Source organism: Flavobacterium ginsenosidimutans, assembly GCF_037478105.1.
Lineage (GTDB): Bacteria > Bacteroidota > Bacteroidia > Flavobacteriales > Flavobacteriaceae > Flavobacterium > Flavobacterium ginsenosidimutans.
On record NZ_CP147988.1, the window covers coordinates 460,897 to 481,398 of the forward strand.

The following is a 20,502-nucleotide window of genomic DNA, read 5'->3' on the forward strand; positions in this document are numbered from 1 at the left end:
GGAAAAATGAAAATAAAAATTATTGGTATTGGGAGCTATATTCCTAATTTAGAAGTAAAAAATACAGATTTTGACAAACATGTTTTTTTAAATGAGGATGGAACTCCTTTTGGTTATCCGAACGAAGTCGTAATTAAAAAATTTAAAGGTATCACTGGAATTGAAAATCGCCGTTATGCCGAACCACAATACACAGCATCTGATCTAGCTTTTTTTGCAGCTCAAAAAGCAATTGCAAATGCAGGAATCGATGCAGAAACTTTAGACTATATTATTTTCGCTCACAACTTTGGCGATGTAAAAACAGGAACACACCAAACGGATATTTTACCAAGTTTGGCAACTCGTGTTAAAAACAAATTAGGAATCAGAAATCCAAAATGTGTAGCTTATGATATTCTTTTTGGATGTCCAGGATGGATCGAAGGTGTTTTACAAGCAAATGCTTTCATTAAATCTGGAATGGCAAAAAGAGTAATGGTAATTGGAGCTGAAACTTTATCTAGAGTTGTTGATGATCACGATCGCGATTCAATGATTTATTCTGACGGAGCTGGAGTTTCAATTTTAGAAGCTTCTACAGATGAATCTGGATTATTATCTTATGAAAGTGCCACTTATGCTAATGATGAAGCAAATTATCTTTTCTTCGGAAAATCATACAATCCAGATTTAGATCCAGATATTAAATATATCAAAATGTACGGTCGTAAAATTTACGAATTTGCTTTAAGCAACGTTCCATTAGCAATGAAAAGCTGTTTAGATCAAAGCGGAATTGCTATCGACGATGTGAAAAAAATCCTGATTCATCAAGCAAATGAAAAAATGGACGAGGCTATTATCGAACGTTTCTATAAATTATACGACAAAACTGCGCCTGCAGCTATTATGCCAATGAGTATTCATGATTTAGGAAACAGCAGTGTTGCAACCGTTCCAACTTTATACGATTTGATTCTTCAGAAAAAAGTTGAAGGTCACGAAATCAACAAAGGCGATGTTCTTATTTTTGCTTCTGTCGGAGCAGGAATGAACATTAATGCTTTTGTTTATAGATATTAGTCGCAGTTTGCAATCACAGTATTCAGTTTAGCAGACTGTAAACTGTGACTGAGACTGAAAACTAAAAAAAGTCCGCATCTTATAGTGCGGACTTTTTAGTATATTTGCGCCTTGTTGTTAAAAACTATAAAATGTACGAAAAAACATTTCCGAATAAAAGATTCAAACTTACCTTAGAATTTTTACAAAAACACGTTAAAACATCTGAAACCATTTTTGATTTTGGAGTTCCAAATCCGTTTTCTAAAATAATGGAAGAAAATGGTTATACTGTAAAAAACACAACAGGTGAAGATTTAGATAACGATCATACAGCTTTACAAACAGAAGAATATACTGTTTTTACTGCATTTGAAATTTTCGAACATTTGCTAAATCCATACACAATTTTACAAAACGTAAAATGTGACAAATTGTTAATTTCAATTCCGTTACGTTTATGGTTTTCACCAGCATATCGATCTAAAACTGATATGTGGGACAGACATTATCACGAATTTGAAGATTGGCAGTTGGACTGGCTTTTAGAAAAAACAGGATGGAAAATCACAGATCGTCTGCAATTTACACATCCGGTAAAAAAACTTGGAATCAGACCATTATTAAGATATTTCACTCCAAGATATTATATTGTTGTGGCTGAAAAAGTCAAGAACTAAGATTGCTGATTAACGATTTTTGATTTTTAGATGACTTTCACAGAATCTAAAATCTAAAATCTAATCCCGAGGCTTCGGGACTAAAATTCTTAAAATGAAATATTACATCGTCATCCCCGCGCATAACGAACAAGATCTCATTGGCTTGACTTTACAATCTTTGGTTTCTCAGACTGTTTTGCCTTCAAAAGTGGTCGTTGTGAACGACAATTCAACTGATAAAACGGAAGAAGTTGTATTAAGCTTCGCAAAAGAAAATCCGTATATTTCTGTTGTCAACAAAACTTCAGATGCTATTCATATGCCTGGAAGTAAAGTGATTCAAGCTTTTCAAAAAGGTTTTGAGACTTTAGATTCTGATTACGATATTATTGTAAAAATCGACGGTGACTTAATTTTTCCACCAAATTATTTCGAAACCATTATCAAACATTTCGAATCAGATTCAAAAGTTGGAATGGCTGGCGGATTCTGTTACATCGATAAAAATGGCGAATGGGTTTTAGAAAATCTTACCGATAAAGATCATATTCGAGGAGCTTTAAAAGCGTATCGAAAAGAAACCTATCAGCAAATTGGCGGTTTACGCCCAGCAATGGGTTGGGACACTGTTGATGAATTACTTTGTAAATATTACGATTGGAAAATTATCACTGACGAATCTTTACATGTAAAACATTTAAAGCCGACAGGTGCAAACTACAACAAAACAGCTCGCTACAAACAAGGCGAGGCTTTTTATACTTTAGGTTATGGTTTTTGGATCACTGCAATTGCTTCTGCAAAATTGGCAATGATGAAGAAAAAACCATTTCTATTTTTAGATTACATTAAAGGATTTATGAAAGCAAAAAGCGCCAAAACTCCTTTATTAGTAACTCCGGAACAAGCTAAGTTTATTAGAAATTATCGTTTACAGAAAATGAAAAAAAAGTTAATTTGAGTAGTAAAACACTCGAAAAAACTGAACTCATAACTCATAACTCATAACTTCTTTTTACCTTAGCCAATATTTAAAAATTATGATGCTAATTCGTTATTTATCCCAAATCGGGAAATATTTTTTAATGCTGAAAGAAATTTTCAATAAACAGACCAAATGGCCTGTTATGAAAAATTTAATTTTCAAAGAGATTGATGATTTGATTATTGATTCACTTGGAATTGTTTGCTTTATATCTTTCTTTATTGGAGGAGTTGTTGCCATCCAAACAGCATTAAATTTAACAAATCCCTTAATTCCTAAATATTTAATTGGTTTTGCTACACGTCAATCTGTAGTTTTGGAGTTTGCTCCTACTTTTATTTCGGTAATTATGGCTGGAAAAATGGGATCTTACATCACTTCAAGTATCGGAACAATGCGTGTTACAGAGCAGATTGATGCTCTAGAAGTTATGGGAGTTAACTCCGTAAACTATCTAGTTTTTCCAAAAATCATAGCGCTATTAATGTATCCTTTCGTAATCGGAATTAGTATGTTTTTAGGAATTTTTGGAGGATGGCTTGCTTGTGCTTACGGAGGATTTTCAACTGGAGCAGATTTTATTATGGGAGCTCAAAAAGATTTCATACCGTTTCATATTACTTATGCATTTATCAAGACTTTAATATTTGCGATGTTATTGGCAACAATTCCATCGTTTCATGGTTATTATATGAAAGGTGGTGCGTTAGAAGTTGGTAAAGCAAGTACAACATCATTTGTATGGACATCTGTCACTATTATCCTTCTAAATTATATATTAACTCAATTATTATTAGGATAATGATAGAAGTAAAAAATATAGAGAAATCATTTGGCGACAGCAAAGTTTTAAAAGGCGTTTCGACGGTATTTGAAACTGGAAAAACCAACTTGATCATTGGACAAAGTGGATCTGGAAAAACAGTTTTATTAAAAACGTTATTAGGAATTCATACACCTGACTCAGGAACAATTGAGTTTGACGGAAGAGTTTATTCTGATTTAGACAAAGATGAAAAACGTGAATTAAGAACCGAAATCGGAATGGTATTTCAAGGTTCTGCACTGTTTGACTCGATGACTGTTGAAGAAAACGTGGCTTTCCCTCTAAAAATGTTTACCAATAATAGCAAAGCCCAAATCAAAGAACGAGTTGACTTTGTTTTAGAAAGAGTAAATCTTGTTGACGCTCACAAAAAATTACCTTCTGAGATTTCTGGAGGTATGCAAAAGCGTGTGGCAATTGCACGAGCTATTGTAAACAATCCGAAATATTTGTTTTGTGATGAACCAAACTCTGGATTAGATCCAAATACTTCGACTTTGATTGATAACCTGATTCAGGAAATTACAAAAGAATATAATATTACAACCGTAATCAACACGCACGATATGAACTCCGTGATGGAAATCGGTGAAAATATTGTTTTTCTAAAGAAAGGCTTAAAAGCTTGGCAGGGAACTAAAGAAGAAATCTTTAAAACCGATAATGAAGCAATAGTTAAATTCGTTTATTCATCAAACCTATTTAAGAAAGTACGTGAAGCATATTTGAAAGGACTATAGACTTTAAAACCCAAAATATTAAAAATCCCAAATTCCAAGTTGCTTATTGGAATTTGGGATTTTTTTATTGAAAATTAGGTGAATAAATCTCGAACTTTAATTTACCAAATTCCTCTAAAAATAATTTTAGTTCTTCTGAGTGCTTCTGTGAATTCAGTTTAATTAGTGATTCCTTTTCCAAATGATTTTCGCTTAATAAAACAAAATCTTGAACTGCAAAATTATAACTCACATCTGCTCCTCCTGCACTTAAGTAGTCATTTCGCTGAAATGCTTTTTTGTATAAAATAGAGAATATTTTTTTGTCTCTTGGATTGATTTTTTTTGAATAAAAATTGAGATCTAAAAAAGACAATATCCTATAAAGCTCATTGTCTTGAACTTTAAACCCAACTTTAGAAAATGTCAAAGCCAATAAGGATATCCCAATAATTGAAAAAACAAATAACATAATGAAGAAGCTAACATTTAACTCTTCTATCTTATGATTAAGAAATGTCTGCAAACCTACACATGAAAAATATAAGAAAAAAAATGTTGGAACTAAGAGTATTGCTTTTTGCTTAAATTCGAAATTGTCGTTCAGTATTATTTTATTCATTATTCATCTAGTTTTTTATTGGCAGAAGCTCAACCTCAGCATTCGGATTAAAAAGATAAGTTTTCCCAGAGCTGATTTCTAAACACTCAAAACGCTTTGTTCTAACAGCTATTTTTTTAAAGACCTTACCATTCTTAATTCTAAAAATACTTCCATAAGGAATTTCGAAAACGTAATTTTTATCATTTTCTTTATCGTATTGCTTTAAAGCCAAAGACAAAGTAGTATCTGTATCACTGCTTGCAGAAGGATTCTTGAAATGTCTTGCTAGCAAAGGTAAAATCTGTCCTGGAAATATTTCTGGCCGAATAAACGGAACCATTAAACGCTGAAAAGTATACTTCCATTCATTTCCATGTGGTTTTATATTTCTTCCAAATTTTTCAAAAGCTACTAAATGCGCAATTTCGTGAATCAGCGTAATTAAAAACCTGTATTTATTTAAACTTGCATTGACCGTAATTTCATGCTTACCACTTGGTCCGCGTCTATAATCACCATGACGCGTCTGACGTTCGTTTACAATCTTCAAGTGCACCTGATTGGCCACTATCAAATCGAAAACAGGTTTTACCGCATGTTCTGGAATATATTTAGCTAAAGTTTCGCTCAATTTAATTATGAATTATGAGTTTTGAGTTATGAGTTTTTTCTTTGTCGTTAAAATTATACTTTTTATGATTTTTAGCACTTCTTCGCATTGCTTGTGCATTGATTCAAATTCAGCTTTTGAAATATAATTCGTTGCAATTAATATTTCCAGCCAATACATTGATTCATCACATTCTTTTTGAGAAATTGATAATTTATGAATAAAATCGGGTTTGCTTTGCGCATTAACAGCTTCACGAACATTCGCACCAACAGAAGTAATAGAACGCAAAAATTGTTTACTCATTACAAACTCCTTCCTTTCCGTAACTAACCATTTGTAAAAATTAACTCCACGAACAGCTAACTCAAAACTTTTAGTTTTCACAATGCTCTCACTCATAATTCAAAACTCATAATTCATAATTAATTAAGGATTGGTTGAAGAAACTTCCAGAACTTTTCCGTTAAAATACTTATTTCCGTTTAATGTAAAATCATAAATATAAGTTGCCATTCCTTCTGCTGAAATCGGCGCTTGATATCCAGGAAAAGCTTCATTAAGCATTTCTGTTTGAACAGAACCCAAAGCCAAAACATTAAATGAAATTCCTTTTTCTTTATATTCTTCGGCTAGTAATTCAGTCAAAGTAATTACAGCACCTTTGCTCGAACTATAAGCAGCTAATCCTGCGAATTTCAAACTTCCGCGAACTCCACCAATCGAACTAATCGTAACTACGTGACTTCCTTTTTCTAAATACGGAATACAAATACGAGTTAGATTCGCAACAGCAAAAACATTCACTTTATAAATGCTTTCAAAATCTGCTTGTGTAGTTTGCTCAAAAGGTTTTAAAAGCAAAGCACCAGCATTATGAACTACTGCATCTACTTTTTTCCATGTCGAAGAAAGAAAATTTTCAACTTGATCTAAAGCAGTTTCATCTGCCAAATCAACAGATAGACAAGTTATATTTTGATGTTCTAAAAGTGCTTGCGGGATTTTTCTGGAAATGGCCAAAACCTGATGACCTGCTTCAGCAAATTTCAAGGCCAATTCATAACCAATTCCTCTGCTTGTTCCTGTAACGATAATATTTTTCATTAGGCAAAAATAATCAAATGCTGTAAAAAAGCCTCTTATTTATTCATGGTTATTTCTTGCGTAGGCGAAACTGCAATTTTTGTCACCGCTGGCAATAACTCTTGTGTGAATCTAGTAATATGAGGAATGTCCATTAATTTAAATTCATCTGAAACATGGTGATAGAAATCAAAGTTTTCGAAATCAAAAGTACTTAGAGACTGACATGGTTTGCCAAAAGCTTGAAAGAACGAATAATTATCAGAACGATAAAACAACTGATATTCGGCTTCTTTTGGCAAAAATCCGATAGTGTTTTTTCCTGTATATTCGTTTATTTTTTGTGCCATGTTCGATTTATCAAAGCCTGTAATGTAAGCCAAATAATCTCGTTTCATTGGCACGCCAATCATTTCGATATTTAATTGTGTGTAAAGGTTAAAGTTTTGCTTTTTTAATTTCTCAACTAAACTTTTAGATCCTAATAATCCTTTTTCTTCTCCCGCAAAAAAGACAATCAAAATACTTCTTTTGTTTGCTTTGGTTTCGCTAAAATATTTTGCCATTGCTGCGACAGAAGTTACGCCCGAAGCATCGTCATTAGCACCATTATTTATTTTATCAGCTTGTTCTTTTTTCTCTAAACCAATATGATCGTAATGCGCACTCAAAACAACAAACTCTTTTTTTAATTGAGGATCTGTTCCTTCAATAACGCCAACAATATTAAAAGCTGGAGATTCAAAATTGGTCAACGTATCTCTGTAAGTTTTAAAATAAGGTTTGATTTTATTTTTCTTTAAAAAGTCCTCCAAGAAAACTGCTGCTTTTTCAATTCCTTTTGTTCCTGTTTCTCTGCCTTCCAATTCATCTGAAGAAAGATATTTTAGAAAATCTGAAATTTCAGATTCCTTTACTTTATAGCTTACTTCTATTGGCTTAGAAGTTTCTTTTGTTTCATTATCCTTTGTTGTAGAAGTTCCCGATTTACATGCTAAGAAAATTAAAGGAAGCAGAAAGTATAATTTTTTCATGGTTTTCTTTTTTGATGATGATTGAAAATAAAATTAATTAGACTATAAACTTATGAAAAGTAATACAATATTCATAAAAAAACCCTTTCAACAAAAAGTCGAAAGGGTTTAAATATATTGTAAAGATTATTTATCCAGCAATAACTGCTCTAGAAATTACGATTTTCTGAATTTCAGAAGTTCCTTCGTAAATCTGAGTGATTTTTGCATCACGCATTAAACGCTCAACATGGTACTCTTTTACATATCCGTTTCCTCCGTGAATTTGAACTGCTTCAACCGAAGTATCCATTGCAACCTGCGAAGCAAATAATTTTGCCATTGCACCACTCACGTCGTAGTTTTTATGATTGTCTTTATCCCAAGCTGCTTTCATACACAAATGACGTGCTGCTTCAATATTAACAGCCATGTCAGCCAATTTAAAAGCAATTGCTTGGTGATTGCAAATTTCAGTTCCAAAAGCTTTACGCTCTTTCGAATATTTCAGAGCCAATTCATAAGCTCCAGATGCAATTCCTAAAGCTTGAGAAGCAATTCCGATACGTCCTCCTGCCAAAGTTTTCATAGCAAATTTAAATCCGAAACCATCTTCACCGATTCTGTTTTCTTTTGGAACTTTAACATCCGTAAACATTAAAGAATGTGTATCTGAACCGCGGATTCCCATTTTTTGTTCTTTCGGACCAACTGAGAAACCTGGCATATCTTTAGTCATAATCAAAGCATTGATTCCTTTATGCTTTAATTCTGGATGCGTTTGTGCAATTACTAAATATACAGATGCTGTATTTCCGTTTGTAATCCAGTTTTTAGTTCCATTTACCAAATAGTGATCTCCCATATCAACTGCAGTTGTTTTTTGAGAAGTTGCATCACTTCCTGCTTCAGGCTCACTTAAGCAAAAAGCTCCGTGAATTTCTCCAGACGCTAAACCTGGCAAATATTTTTGTTTTTGCTCTTCAGTTCCATACTCTTGCAATCCCCAGCAAACCAATGAATTGTTTACAGACATTACAACAGAAGCAGAAGCATCTACTTTAGAAATTTCTTCCATTGCAATAACATAAGAAATAGCGTCAAGACCGCTTCCTCCGTATTTAGGATCAACCATCATTCCCATAAATCCAAGCTCACCCATCTTCTTGATTTGCTCAGTTGGAAAAATTTGTTTTTCGTCACGTTCAATAACTCCCGGCAATAATTCATTTTGAGCAAAATCTCTTGCTGCCTGCTGAATCATTAAATGTTCTTCGGTAAGATTAAAATCCATAGTAGTTTACTTTAAATGTTTTTCTCAACCAGATTTCAAACAGATTTCTTTAGTTGATGATTTTTTATGTTTTTTTGTGATTTTTCGATGCCTTATTTTTTAATGCAAAGGCTTCCAAAGATACTTTTTAAATGTGAAAACTACAATGCATGCATATAAAATTAATAGATCAGCAAAGATTACGATAACGTTTTCGTTATTATTTAGCTTTTTTTTCAAAAGAGCATTAATTTGGTAACAAAATTTCTAAAATTTAAGATTAAGATTATGCCTAAATTTTTACTTTTTATTAAAAAATTGAGGCTTCACAAAAAGCAAAAAACTAAACAATTCTTAAATTCAGTAAAAGTACGTAAACTTACTCTTACTAATTTGATTTTTAATGTAATAGAAAAATTAAATGTAAATTTTACAGAAAAAAAAACATTCTAAAAATGAACCAAATATTAATAAATTACTATTATTTTTGCCCTAAAAATAAAAATTTGATAGAATATGAAAAAGATTTTACTTTTACTAACAGTCCTTTTAAGCTTACAATTTTCGACTGTTTCTGCTCAAACTCAAATTGAAGTAAATGGAGTAAGTGTACCTAGAAAAATTGAATTTCAAGGTAAACCATTACAATTAAACGGAGCAGGCGGAAGATCTAAAATGTGGTTGGAAGTTTATGTGCAGGCATTGTATTTATCTCAATTAACTCAGGATCCGCAATTCATTATTGATAGCGATACTGAAATGGCTGTTAGAATTGAAATTACTTCTTCTATGGTTTCTTCAAACAAACTGACAAAAGCGATGAACACAGGTTTTGAAAAATCTGCGGGAGCAAATCTGGAACAATTGCGTCCAAGAATCGAGCAGTTAAAAAGCTTTTTAAGTGATGCCATTACAGAAAAAGATGTTTTCGTTTTAGCTTACAATCCATTAGATCAAAATGTTTACGTAAGTAAAAATGAAGTGCTGAAAGGAAAAATCCCTGGATTCGATTTCAAAAAAGCATTATTCGGAATCTGGCTTTCTGATAAACCAGTTGACGAAACTTTGAAAAAACACTTATTAGGACAATAAATCTTAATTTTTTAAATATTCAAAAAGCCGAAAACCTAATAGTTTTTGGCTTTTCTTTTTTGTTTTATAAATTTGATGCGAAATACATTATTCGCATTATTCTATTTTATACATTTACGCAAAATAAACATATCACAACAAAATGAAAGATTTATTACAACAATTTGAAAACAAAGCACCTGAAATTGTTTTCAATTGGAAAGATTCAGAAACAGAAGCCGAAGGGTGGACTGTTATTAATTCACTTCGTGGAGGAGCTGCGGGTGGAGGAACAAGAATGAGAAAAGGCTTAGACATGAACGAAGTTTTATCTCTAGCTAAAACAATGGAAGTTAAATTCTCTGTTTCAGGCCCTGCTATTGGCGGAGCTAAATCTGGAATAAATTTTGATCCAAACGATCCTCGCAAAAAAGGTGTTTTACAGCGTTGGTACAAAGCGGTTTCTCCGTTATTGAAAAGCTACTATGGAACTGGAGGAGATTTAAATGTTGATGAAATTCACGAAGTAATCCCAATGACAGAAGAATGTGGTGTTTGGCATCCGCAAGAAGGAGTTTTCAATGGACATTTTAAACCAACAGAAGCTGACAAAATCAATAGAATTGGGCAATTGCGTCAAGGTGTAATTAAGGTTATCGAAAACCCAAAATTCTCACCAGACGTAACTAGAAAATATACTGTTGCCGATATGATTACTGGATATGGTGTAGCAGAAGCAGTTCGTCATTTCTACGCAACTTATGGCGGAGATATTAAAGGTAAAAAAGCAATTGTGCAAGGTTTCGGAAACGTAGGTTCTGCCGCTGCTTTCTATTTAGCTGAAATGGGCGCAAAAGTTATCGGAATCATTGACCGTGATGGTGGATTAATTAAAGAAGAAGGTTTTTCTTTTGAAGAAATCAGAACTTTGTTTTTAAATAAAGATGGAAATAAATTAGTTGCCGACAATATGATTCCGTTTGAGGAAATCAATTCTAAAATCTGGACTATTGGTGCTGAGATTTTCACACCTTGCGCCGCTTCAAGATTAGTAACTCAAACACAAATAGACAGCTTAATCGCAAACGGATTGGAAGTAATCTCTTGTGGCGCGAATGTTCCTTTTGCTGACAAAGAAATTTTCTTCGGTTCTATTATGGAAGAAGTTGACAGCAAAGTAAGTTTGATTCCAGATTTTATTTCAAACTGTGGAATGGCAAGAGTTTTTGCTTATTTCATGGAGAAAAAAGTTCAAATGACAGACGAGGCTATTTTTAATGATACTTCAGATACAATTAAAAATGCGATTGTTAAAGCTCATGCTTTGAGTACGTCAAAAACAAATATTAGTGCAACTGCTTTTGAAATTGCATTGAAACAATTAGTGTAATTAGTTTTATATTTCACTTTTAAAACGGGCTAAATCATTTAGCTCGTTTTTTTTTAACCGCAAGACTCGCAAAGGTTTACGCAAAGAGCGCTAGTTTATTTCTCGCAAAGTCGCGAAGTCGCAAAGTTTTTCTTTTTAAGTTTCTTTGCGTCTCCGCGACTTTGCGAGATTTTAATAAAACCGCTTTGCGAACCTTGCATAACCTTTGTGTGCTTTGCGGTTAAATAGCTAGCAGTTTTTAACGCAAAGTACGCTAAGGCATTTTAATTTGAAGCGCAAGCAATATCTAAATATTAAGTTCGCAAAGCTTTGTGTACATCTAGCTTTGCGAACTTCAATCGGAGGTTTACTCAAAGTTAAGACAAATAAAACTTTGCGTTTCTTTGCGTAAATCTTAGCGTGCTTTGCGTTATAATTTTTTAAAAAACCTTAGCACCCTTTGCGGTTAAATTCTCTCTTTCATTCTAAACAATTTTTACTACTTTTAAACGTTTTTAAAATAATACATTTCAAAATTTAGAATCTAAATGAGTTCCTCAATTTCTTCAGATCAAAAGAAATCATTGCTATTCACAACAGCTATATATGCAGTAATAATTCTATTACTGTTTTTTATCCGTTTCTGGCCTCCTTATAATCCAGAAAACAATGTAGCTCTTGCTGATGGCGGCGGAGGTGGCGGCGGCGTAACCATAAATTTTGGAGACAGCGATTTAGGTTCTGGAGCCAATTATAAAAGCGAAGTTTTGGATGTAAAAAACAATGTAAAACAAGCGCCCGCAAAAGCAACTCCAGAAGAAGAAGCGATAATTAGTCAGGAAAATACAACTGCCGATAATGATGTTGTTATTCCGACCAAAGAGAAACCGAAGAAACCTGTGCCTGTTGAAAAACCAATACAAAAACCAGTACCAGAAAAACCAAAAGTTTCTAACTCAACAAATGATGCTTTAGCCAGCATTATGAAAGGTTCGAACAAAGGCGGAGACGGAGATGATAAAGCAGCCGGAAATAAAGGAAAAGCAAACGGAAGTCTAAACTCTAACGGTTATTACGGAAGTGGTGGTTCTGGCGGAGGAACTGGAGGCGGTAACGGAACTGGAAATGGCATTGGAACTGGAAGCGGTTACGGAGCAGGAACTGGTGGTGGTTCTGGCGGTGGAACTGGATATTCTCTAAACGGAAGAAAGGCATTATCGAAACCTGCTCCAAAATACACTTGTAACGAAGAAGGAACTGTTGTGGTTGAAGTTACAGTTGATCAAACTGGAAAAACCGTTAGTGCAACTGCCGGAATAAAAGGAACAACAAACAAAGCAAGTTGCTTATTAGAACAAGCCAAAATTGCTGCATTAAATACAAAATGGTCTGCTGATGATAATGCTGCGCCAAAACAAGTTGGAAGAATTATTTATAATTTTAACTTGAATTAAAAAACACGAATTTCACGGATTTTCACGAATCTGCTATTATAAAAAAGGCTTTCAGAAATATCTGAAAGCCTTTTTTGTTGCTTTTATTTTAATTAACGATTAGCTTGTCATCCTGAGCGAAGTCGAAGGACACACATGTAATTCCTCAAAGAGAATCATCAATCTTTGTCGAGCTTCTTAGCGTGTACTTCGACTTCGCTCAGGATGACAAATTATTGCGTAAAATTAGGTTCTGTTCGCGTGAGGGATAGGAGCAAGCTACCGAAGTAGCGCTCCCGATAGCTATCGGGACGGCCGCAATAAAAAAATGGGCGAATCAACGTTATGTTATGCTGATTGGCCCATCTTTTTATTGTGGTCACGCCCTAATAATTATTTTTACTTCGGACTAGTTGCAATTACAAATTTCAAATTATTCTTCACTCCTATCTGTAAAACATCTACTAAGTCTTGAACTTGTAAGTTAAACGGAATTCGAACTACGACAGTTTGTTCTTTATCTGTTCCTATTTTTGACATTAAACTCGTTTCTAGATTTTCAAAATCGACTTCTTGTTTGTCGATATAGAACTTTTTATCTTCTGTAACCGATAAACTAATTAATTGTTTATTGGTTTTTTCGTTCGCTTTAGCTTTTGGCAAAGTCATCTTAATCACATTCGGATTTGCCAGTGTTGAGATAATTAAGAAAAACAACAGCAGGAAAAACATGATATCGCTCAAAGATGAAGTCGCTACTTCGGCGTGAAATCTTCTTTTTCTTTTAATAGACATGGCTTATGCTCTTTGAATTATATTGACAAATTCTAAAATCTGTTTCTGAATTTTTAAAGCAAAATTATCAATCTTTCCGTTCAATAAGTGGTAAGCACTATAAGCAATAATTCCCACAATTAATCCAGAACCAGAACTGATCATTTTCTCGTACAAACCTCCAGATATATTTCCGATACTAATATTTTCGGTAACCGAAATGCTGTAGAAAATTTTGATAACTCCAGAAATTGTTCCAATAAAACCAAGCGTTGGCGCGATACCTGCGATAAGTCCAAGATGACCTAAATGTCTTTCCATTTCGCCAATCTCGATATCGGCAGCACGATCCATGTTGGATTCAATTTCTGCAATTGGTCTTCCAATTACCAAAACACCTTCTTTCAAAATATTTCCAGCTGCAGTATTATTTCTTTCCACAATAGTTCTTGCCAATTCAATATTTCCAGAATGCAATTTCTCACCAATGTCTTGCATTAATCGGCTGTCAATTTTAGACGCACGGTTAATGTACATATAACGTTCAAAAATTAGGTAAATCGTATAAAACAATAAAATCGCGATTGGAATTAAAAAAACTCCCCCTTTCATGATAAACCCAAACATTGAAATTTCATTTTGGGGTGTTGCAACCTTCTCTATCACTACATTTGAAGCATTTGCGATTGTATCTGTTTGTAACTGAATAAAACTAAACATATATTAATTCTGGTTTTTAATAATTAATTCTAAAAAATATTTGAAATTTGCAATAAAGATAATTTTCGCTGTAATATTAAACTACAAAAATCGAAATTTATTTCAATCAACAACCATTTTATCTAAACAAATGAACTATCAAGAGACTACCAATTGGATGTTTAATCAACTTCCAATGTACCAATTGCAAGGTGCTTCGGCGTATAAAGAAGATTTAACTAATATTAGAATATTGGCAGCTCATCTTGATAATCCGCAAAACGAGCTCAAATGTATTCACGTTGCTGGAACAAACGGAAAAGGTTCGACCTCGCATATGCTTTCGTCTGTTTTACAAGAAGCGGGTTATAAAGTTGGTTTGTACACTTCTCCACATTTAAAAGATTTTAGAGAAAGAATTAAAATCAACGGTAAAGAAATCTCTGAAGCTTTTGTCATTGAATTCATTGCAAAACACAAAGATTTTTTTGAAGCTAATGATATGAGTTTCTTCGAAATGTCGGTTGGTTTGGCATTTGATTATTTTGCTGCAGAAAAAGTTGATATTGCTATTATCGAAGTTGGTTTGGGTGGAAGATTGGACGCAACAAATATTATTACGCCTTTGGTTTCGGTAATTACCAATATTGGTTTGGACCATACACAATTTTTAGGAAATACTCTCGAAGCAATTGCAGGCGAAAAAGCGGGAATCATAAAACCAAATATTCCAGTTGTTATTGGCGAATATAATGATGAAACTAAACCTGTATTTTTGGCTAAAGCCGAAGAAAACAATGCACCAATTTCTTTTGCTTCCGATTTGATTGATCAGATTTATTTGTCTGATTTAATTGGAGATTATCAGTTTCATAATAAAAAAACGGTTCAGCAGACGATTTCGATTTTAAACAATGAAACCGATTTTAAGATTTCGACAGAACAGCTAAAAGAAGGTTTATTAAATGTTGTAAAAAATACTGGTTTACAAGGAAGATGGCAGCAATTGGGAGAAAACCCGAAAATCATTTGCGACACTGCTCACAATAAACACGGATTATCGGTTGTAATGAATCAGCTGAAAAACGAAAAATTTGAAAACCTTCATATTGTTTTGGGTGTTGTTAATGATAAAGATCTAGATTCTATTTTGCCATTATTCCCTAAAGAAGCAAAATACTATTTCTGCAGACCAGATTCTTCAAGAGGTTTAAGCACCGAAATTCTTCAAAACGAAGCAAAAAAATATGACTTGATTGGTGACCAATACAGTTCTGTTGAAATCGCTTTCGCGGAAGCAAAGAAAAAGGCTGCAAAAAATGATTTTATTTATGTTGGCGGAAGCACTTTTGTAGTGGCTGAACTGCCTTTAAATTAAGAGAATTAAATTTCACATCCTAAATAAGGATAAAATCGCCTACAAACATATAACTATTTGATTTTTAATGATTTAAATTTATTTATTAAAAACCCAAAAATAAATTTAAATCATGAAAACAAGAAGTACACTTCTAGGGCTTTTCCTATGGATGGCTCTAGTGTGCGTTGCAGGTTACGCACAGGAAAAAGAGAAACCAGTTTTTATCACGATGACTACTCTGCATCGCAGTTTAGATGGAAAAGCAAAAGACTGGAAGGCTACAGAACAGGAATACTTTGACAAAGTTATTAGTAAAAATGATCTTATTATTGGTTCGGAATTACTTACTCATTATTACACGAATGACAATACGGAAGTAGTTGCCGTGAGTGTTTATAAAAATTGGGAGGATATAGAAAAAGCAGATGCCATTAATGAAGATTTAATTAAAAAAGCTTGGCCAGATGAAAAAGCCAGAAAAGCTTTCTTCGATAAATACAACTCTTATTACACTCCAATACATTCAGATGAGATTTATCAGAGTTTAAATTCAATTGGCGAAAAAGCATACAAAGATCAAACAAAGAAACCAATGATCGTTTACATCCGAAAATCTGAACTTAGCATGAAAGGAAACGGAAAAAACGCGAAAGAATTTAATGAAAAAATCACTTTTAACGATCCTTATATAAAAGCATATTATCCGTTCCGTCATTCTTGGGGTTCTAATAGTACCGATTTTATGGAAGCGTTTTTCTATGACTCATTAGCCGATATGGAAAAATCCAACGAAAAAATAGACGAACTGATTAAATCGACCTGGCCAAATGAAAAAGATTCGAACGCTTTTTTTGATGAATTGGACAAATCTTTCACCGGAAAACACAGCGATAATATCTACAGGAACATTCCGTCGCTTTCAAAGTAAAAAATGATTAAAAAATATACTTTCATAACATTTTATCCCTCAGCCTTATAGAAAATACTTTTGAAAAATTTTAAATTTTTATTCTATTTTCTTTGCAGAACTCAAAAACTAGCGTATATTTGCACTCGCAATCACGAAATGCTAGCAACCTAGCAAAATAGGGCGATTAGCTCAGCTGGTTCAGAGCACCTCGTTTACACCGAGGGGGTCGGGGGTTCGAACCCCTCATCGCCCACCAAGAAACTCCTTAAGAAATTAAGGAGTTTTTTTTTGTTTAATACTTTCTCAAACTTCCTTTTAAATTTAACTCAACACAATCTTGTCATTTCGAGGAACGAGAAATCACACTCGAATATCGACAAAGATTGGCGATATACTTTACGGAATTTCTAGTGTGATCCTTCGTGCCTCAGGATGACAAATCTTTGCCTAAATTTAAACCTGAGAAACAGAATTCCAAATCGAATTTATAAAAAAACAGAATAAATCAAATTTGCATTCGATGTATTTTTGCAAGAAATTTACACTTCCAAAAAATTATTATTAAGCCAAAGTAATTCAAATTGAAATTAATTAATTCTATGAAAACAAAAATTTTATCCGCCTTCGCTTTAATATTATCATTTGCAGGATTTGCACAATCAGAAAAAGTAAATTTTTCCGAAGAATTCAAAAAAGAGAATCAAGGAAAATCGACAGTTGAAGTTAATGAAGTAAAAGAACTTCTTACGATCATGTTGGCAATTACCGATTTTGGATTAGAAAACGATGATATGTTTGAACAAAGAGGAGATTATTATCAGCGTGTTCTTACGCATTTTTAACCTTATAAAGATGAACCAATTATTAAAAAAATGGATTCTCTTTTAGTTAAAAACCCGCTAAATTATATCTTCTTTACAGGAAACGCGCAGACTTACTTTTTAAAAAATGAGGTTTTAACACCAAACAGTAATTATATTTTACCAGCAAATAGGGTTGCAAACGTAAAAATTGACGTAAATCCAATTACGACTTACAAAAAAGAAATTGAAGCTTTTGCTAAAAAATCAAATTTCAATGAATTCTACAAATCTGAAAAACCTTTTTATGACAAAATCATTTCAGATTACAAACAGTATTCAAATCTTCAGAAACAATGGAATTGGCTAGAAAAGAATTTTGACACAAAGATTAACAGTTACATTGTATATACTTCTGCATTAATAAATGGTCTTAATTATACTGGAGGCTACGAAAACAATAATTTTCATCTTATCGAAATGGTTTTACCAACGATTCAAAAAGAAAAAGATCGATCTGAAAAAAACAACGAAGCTTTTAACACAAGAAGCATGTTTACAGAAATTGATCACAATTATGTAGAAAAACCGAGTGTGAAATTTAAATCGGAAATTAATACCGCTTTGAAAGACCGTGAAAAATGGGTTAATACAAAAACATATGGAACAGAATATTATCCAGACGGCTATAAAGTATTCAATGAATACATGACTTACGGCGTTTTTATTTTATATGCTGAAGAAATTTACAAAGGCGACACAAAACTACTTCAAGAAATCAACAATGAAGTAAATGGCGTAATGATTGAAAGAGGATTCATAAAAATGAAAGAATTCAATGAAAAGCTTAAAAATCTTAGAAACAAAAAAAAGAAAATCGATCTAATATATCCAGAACTAATCAAATGGTGTAGTTTGCAATAAAAATTACAAAACATTTCCATAAAAAAACTCCATTATTTCTAATGGAGTTTTTTTATAGTCAAATTTCAAACCTAATTGATTGACAATTCATTATCAATCATTACTTTTTATTTTTTCACATACTTTTTCGAGAAGACTCTTGGTCTTTTTAAAATATCTCATTTTATCGTCAATCTCTTTTATCTTGGCTTGAAAAAGCTCAAGCGTTTCTGGTTTCGAATCAGTACTTTCAAACCAGCTGATTAATATTTTTTTTATTTCTGCTAAAGTAAAGCCAACTTCCCTTGCTTCTATTATTATTTCTAAACGTTCAATAGTATTACTATCGTAATGTTTATAATTATTAGATGTCACTTTTTCATCAGTCAATCCCTTAATCATTCCTAAATTCTCATAATATCTAATAGTATGGATTGACAATCCTGTTTTTTTCGACAATTCGTTTACAAGCATAATTCTATTTTTTAGAAGAAAACAATAAAGCATAGAGTACAGTCTATACTTTCCAGTTTCAAATATACTATTTTTTTGTTCTTAAAACACAAGAAATGAGACAAAAACAATATTTCAGAAACACTAGTCAATTTTACACATTCCATAGGCAGTTTCAATTTTCTCGTCTGCAATTGTTACAGCAATGACAGCACAACTACCATCAACAAATACTATTCTAGAATTAACGCCGCCTCTAGCATTTACAGCTAAAGCAATATCATCTCCCTTCGTTTTAGTAGTATCTAACTTTAAATTATATTCGCAGTCATTTATCCATGTTAAAATATAGTAACCTTTTTCCTCAAAAACTTTTCCGGTTTTCATATCGAATGTTTCTTCAGTTTGAAAATTTTCGAATCGCTCATAAATATATTTCTGCTGATTTATTTCATCTATTAATTCAAATTTACCCGTTCGAAAATCTTGGCAATTTAGTTTTTGCGAATATGTATTAACTGTGCCGAGTAATAGCAGTAAAGTTGTAATTATTGGAAATTTCATAGTTTATTTGGTTTTAATAGTTTTAATAAATGGAAAAGCGAGATCAAGTTAAGCTAATTTCTGATTAAATACTCATTAGAAGATTATAACTCAAAACAAAAAACAATAAAAAACTCCATTACTTCTAATGGAGTTTTTTATTATGATTTAGACTAAAGATTTTATTTCGTTAGTTTTTCTTTTCTTTTAGCATTTAAATAATTCCTTAACGGAATATCATAAACAACCATTACTAAATAAGCGAATCCGACCAACAAAGCAACTGAAGTTATTACAATTAAAGTCAATTGTGTTGTATCTGATTTAAAATTAGTATAATAATTTCCAAACATCCATAAAACGGCATAATGCGTCATGTATAATGGATAGGATATTTTTCCTGAAAAAACACAAGCTTTTTTCAATCCAGGTTTTAAGATAGCTCCAGCTCCAAAAGAAATTAATAATGGAAAATAAAGCAACACAACTAACGGTTCTGAAATCCAATTCCATTCTGAAAACGGCATAATAAAAGCTAACAGCAATAAAAAGGTTAATCCACCAAAACCAAGTTTATTTTTAATTACCCAATTTGATCGATAAATAAGCAATCCCGCCAAAAAAGAATAGGAAATTCTAGCACATCCATCCCAGAAAGTCGGACCGCTCCAACCTCCAATTAAATTACCAGAATTATATCCTACATAACAAATAGCCACTGCAGATAATATCGTTAATAGCAATAAAAAACTTCTTCCAATTCTATAAAGAACAAATGCATAAACGATATTGGCTATATATTCCCAAAAAAGCGACCAAGCCGGTGCATTAAAACTAAACAAATTAAATCCGCGGTCAGCAATAACTGGAAACGGAATAAGAAAAATTGAACAGATAAATGTCAAAATAATTTTTCCTGTGCTGTACAATTCTAAATGACCACCAAAAGGATCAAATAAAAAAGCCAATAAACCAAGTATTGAACCTGCAATAACTAACGGATGAAGTCTGATAATTCTAGCAATAAAAAAATTACGAAGCCCCATTTTTGCAATTCGATCATCATAAGCATATCCAATTACGAAACCTGAAAGACAAAAGAAAAAATCGACAGCTAAAAATCCGTGTCCGATAAAATTCTTGCTTGGATCAGTAAAAATCCATTCCATAAAATGAAACACGACAACTGCAAAAGCGGCGATGCCTCTTAATCCGTCTAAAATTTCAAAATGCTGTTTTGTTTCAAGAACTGCTATAGTTGACTGGCTTGCACTCATTAGATTGTAATAAACTTATAAATTAGGTGATTCGGTATCGTTGCAAGTTCTACAAATTAATATTCAAATCAAAATCAGATTTATTCAA

Annotated in this window: 22 protein-coding genes, 1 tRNA gene and 1 pseudogene; 13 read left to right on the forward strand and 11 right to left on the reverse strand. The window is 32.6% G+C overall.

Features of this window, described 5'->3' with window-relative positions; translation table 11 throughout:
- Nucleotides 1–6: 6 nt before the first annotated feature.
- The 5 genes from V6624_RS02215 (at nt 7) to V6624_RS02235 (ending at nt 4,257) form a co-directional block, all read left to right on the forward strand.
- Nucleotides 7–1,065 (forward strand): 3-oxoacyl-ACP synthase III family protein, encoded by a 1,059-nt coding sequence (locus tag V6624_RS02215; RefSeq protein ID WP_111285005.1) that lies wholly within the window; start codon nt 7–9, stop codon nt 1,063–1,065.
- Between the two features lie 131 nt (nt 1,066–1,196).
- The gene (locus V6624_RS02220) at nt 1,197–1,724 is read left to right on the forward strand and encodes a methyltransferase (RefSeq protein ID WP_111285004.1); all 528 of its coding nucleotides are present in this window, start codon (nt 1,197–1,199) and stop codon (nt 1,722–1,724) included.
- Between the two features lie 94 nt (nt 1,725–1,818).
- Nucleotides 1,819–2,667: a glycosyltransferase family 2 protein gene (locus V6624_RS02225; RefSeq protein WP_338840717.1), complete on the forward strand. Its 849-nt coding sequence runs from the start codon at nt 1,819–1,821 to the stop codon at nt 2,665–2,667.
- A 79-nt stretch (nt 2,668–2,746) separates the two neighbouring features.
- Nucleotides 2,747–3,493: an MlaE family ABC transporter permease gene (locus V6624_RS02230; protein ID WP_012022541.1), complete on the forward strand. Its 747-nt coding sequence runs from the start codon at nt 2,747–2,749 to the stop codon at nt 3,491–3,493.
- A complete protein-coding gene (locus tag V6624_RS02235; protein WP_177211981.1) occupies nt 3,493–4,257 on the forward strand; it encodes an ABC transporter ATP-binding protein in 765 nt (254 codons plus the stop codon). The genes V6624_RS02230 and V6624_RS02235 overlap by 1 nt, the downstream gene beginning before the upstream one ends.
- Before the next feature lie 64 nt (nt 4,258–4,321).
- Here V6624_RS02235 and V6624_RS02240 read toward each other — a convergent pair whose 3' ends face one another.
- The 6 genes from V6624_RS02240 to V6624_RS02265 all read right to left on the reverse strand — a co-directional run bounded on the left by V6624_RS02240 (nt 4,322) and on the right by V6624_RS02265 (nt 8,843).
- Complete coding sequence (locus tag V6624_RS02240; RefSeq protein WP_338840719.1) at nt 4,322–4,858, reverse strand: hypothetical protein; 537 nt, start codon at nt 4,856–4,858, stop codon at nt 4,322–4,324.
- Between the two features lie 7 nt (nt 4,859–4,865).
- Nucleotides 4,866–5,471 (reverse strand): SprT-like domain-containing protein, encoded by a 606-nt coding sequence (locus V6624_RS02245; RefSeq protein ID WP_338840721.1) that lies wholly within the window; start codon nt 5,469–5,471, stop codon nt 4,866–4,868.
- A gap of 12 nt (nt 5,472–5,483) precedes the next feature.
- Complete coding sequence (locus tag V6624_RS02250) at nt 5,484–5,852, reverse strand: four helix bundle protein (protein WP_338840722.1); 369 nt, start codon at nt 5,850–5,852, stop codon at nt 5,484–5,486.
- Between the two features lie 27 nt (nt 5,853–5,879).
- Nucleotides 5,880–6,557 (reverse strand): SDR family NAD(P)-dependent oxidoreductase, encoded by a 678-nt coding sequence (locus tag V6624_RS02255; RefSeq protein WP_338840723.1) that lies wholly within the window; start codon nt 6,555–6,557, stop codon nt 5,880–5,882.
- A gap of 35 nt (nt 6,558–6,592) precedes the next feature.
- Nucleotides 6,593–7,570, reverse strand: a complete 978-nt coding sequence (locus V6624_RS02260; protein WP_338840725.1) for a M20/M25/M40 family metallo-hydrolase — start codon at nt 7,568–7,570, stop codon at nt 6,593–6,595.
- Nucleotides 7,571–7,700: 130 nt separating this feature from the next.
- A complete protein-coding gene (locus tag V6624_RS02265; protein WP_338840726.1) occupies nt 7,701–8,843 on the reverse strand; it encodes an acyl-CoA dehydrogenase in 1,143 nt (380 codons plus the stop codon).
- A gap of 495 nt (nt 8,844–9,338) precedes the next feature.
- Here V6624_RS02265 and V6624_RS02270 point away from each other — a divergent pair, with 495 nt between their 5' ends.
- The 3 genes from V6624_RS02270 to V6624_RS02280 all read left to right on the forward strand — a co-directional run bounded on the left by V6624_RS02270 (nt 9,339) and on the right by V6624_RS02280 (nt 12,716).
- The gene (locus V6624_RS02270) at nt 9,339–9,914 is read left to right on the forward strand and encodes a chalcone isomerase family protein (RefSeq protein ID WP_338840728.1); all 576 of its coding nucleotides are present in this window, start codon (nt 9,339–9,341) and stop codon (nt 9,912–9,914) included.
- Between the two features lie 142 nt (nt 9,915–10,056).
- The gene (locus tag V6624_RS02275) at nt 10,057–11,283 is read left to right on the forward strand and encodes a Glu/Leu/Phe/Val dehydrogenase dimerization domain-containing protein (RefSeq protein ID WP_338840729.1); all 1,227 of its coding nucleotides are present in this window, start codon (nt 10,057–10,059) and stop codon (nt 11,281–11,283) included.
- Between the two features lie 527 nt (nt 11,284–11,810).
- Nucleotides 11,811–12,716: an energy transducer TonB gene (locus V6624_RS02280; protein ID WP_338840730.1), complete on the forward strand. Its 906-nt coding sequence runs from the start codon at nt 11,811–11,813 to the stop codon at nt 12,714–12,716.
- Between the two features lie 378 nt (nt 12,717–13,094).
- Here V6624_RS02280 and V6624_RS02285 read toward each other — a convergent pair whose 3' ends face one another.
- Together V6624_RS02285 and V6624_RS02290 are read right to left on the reverse strand one after the other, a co-directional pair.
- The gene (locus V6624_RS02285; RefSeq protein ID WP_008464192.1) at nt 13,095–13,490 is read right to left on the reverse strand and encodes an ExbD/TolR family protein; all 396 of its coding nucleotides are present in this window, start codon (nt 13,488–13,490) and stop codon (nt 13,095–13,097) included.
- Between the two features lie 3 nt (nt 13,491–13,493).
- Nucleotides 13,494–14,189 (reverse strand): MotA/TolQ/ExbB proton channel family protein, encoded by a 696-nt coding sequence (locus V6624_RS02290; RefSeq protein ID WP_111284993.1) that lies wholly within the window; start codon nt 14,187–14,189, stop codon nt 13,494–13,496.
- Nucleotides 14,190–14,319: 130 nt separating this feature from the next.
- Here V6624_RS02290 and V6624_RS02295 point away from each other — a divergent pair, with 130 nt between their 5' ends.
- From V6624_RS02295 to V6624_RS02315, 5 genes and pseudogenes are all read left to right on the forward strand, one after another.
- Nucleotides 14,320–15,546: a bifunctional folylpolyglutamate synthase/dihydrofolate synthase gene (locus V6624_RS02295; RefSeq protein WP_111285170.1), complete on the forward strand. Its 1,227-nt coding sequence runs from the start codon at nt 14,320–14,322 to the stop codon at nt 15,544–15,546.
- Nucleotides 15,547–15,658: 112 nt separating this feature from the next.
- A complete protein-coding gene (locus V6624_RS02300) occupies nt 15,659–16,456 on the forward strand; it encodes a hypothetical protein (protein ID WP_338840733.1) in 798 nt (265 codons plus the stop codon).
- 160 nt (nt 16,457–16,616) lie between these two features.
- A tRNA-Val gene (locus tag V6624_RS02305) sits at nt 16,617–16,694 on the forward strand.
- Nucleotides 16,695–17,037: 343 nt separating this feature from the next.
- Entirely contained in the window at nt 17,038–17,280 is a 243-nt protein-coding gene (locus tag V6624_RS02310; RefSeq protein ID WP_338840734.1) for a hypothetical protein, read from the forward strand.
- A gap of 12 nt (nt 17,281–17,292) precedes the next feature.
- Nucleotides 17,293–18,162: pseudogene (locus V6624_RS02315) on the forward strand (DUF4932 domain-containing protein); the annotation flags it as partial.
- Between the two features lie 93 nt (nt 18,163–18,255).
- Here V6624_RS02315 and V6624_RS02320 read toward each other — a convergent pair.
- The 3 genes from V6624_RS02320 to V6624_RS02330 all read right to left on the reverse strand — a co-directional run bounded on the left by V6624_RS02320 (nt 18,256) and on the right by V6624_RS02330 (nt 20,414).
- Nucleotides 18,256–18,615, reverse strand: coding sequence for a MerR family transcriptional regulator (locus V6624_RS02320; RefSeq protein ID WP_338840736.1), 360 nt, complete (start codon nt 18,613–18,615; stop codon nt 18,256–18,258).
- Nucleotides 18,616–18,738: 123 nt separating this feature from the next.
- Nucleotides 18,739–19,158, reverse strand: a complete 420-nt coding sequence (locus V6624_RS02325) for a hypothetical protein (protein ID WP_338840737.1) — start codon at nt 19,156–19,158, stop codon at nt 18,739–18,741.
- Between the two features lie 161 nt (nt 19,159–19,319).
- On the reverse strand, nt 19,320–20,414 hold the full coding sequence (locus V6624_RS02330) for an acyltransferase (protein WP_338840738.1): 1,095 nt from the start codon (nt 20,412–20,414) through the stop codon (nt 19,320–19,322).
- Nucleotides 20,415–20,502: the final 88 nt, after the last annotated feature.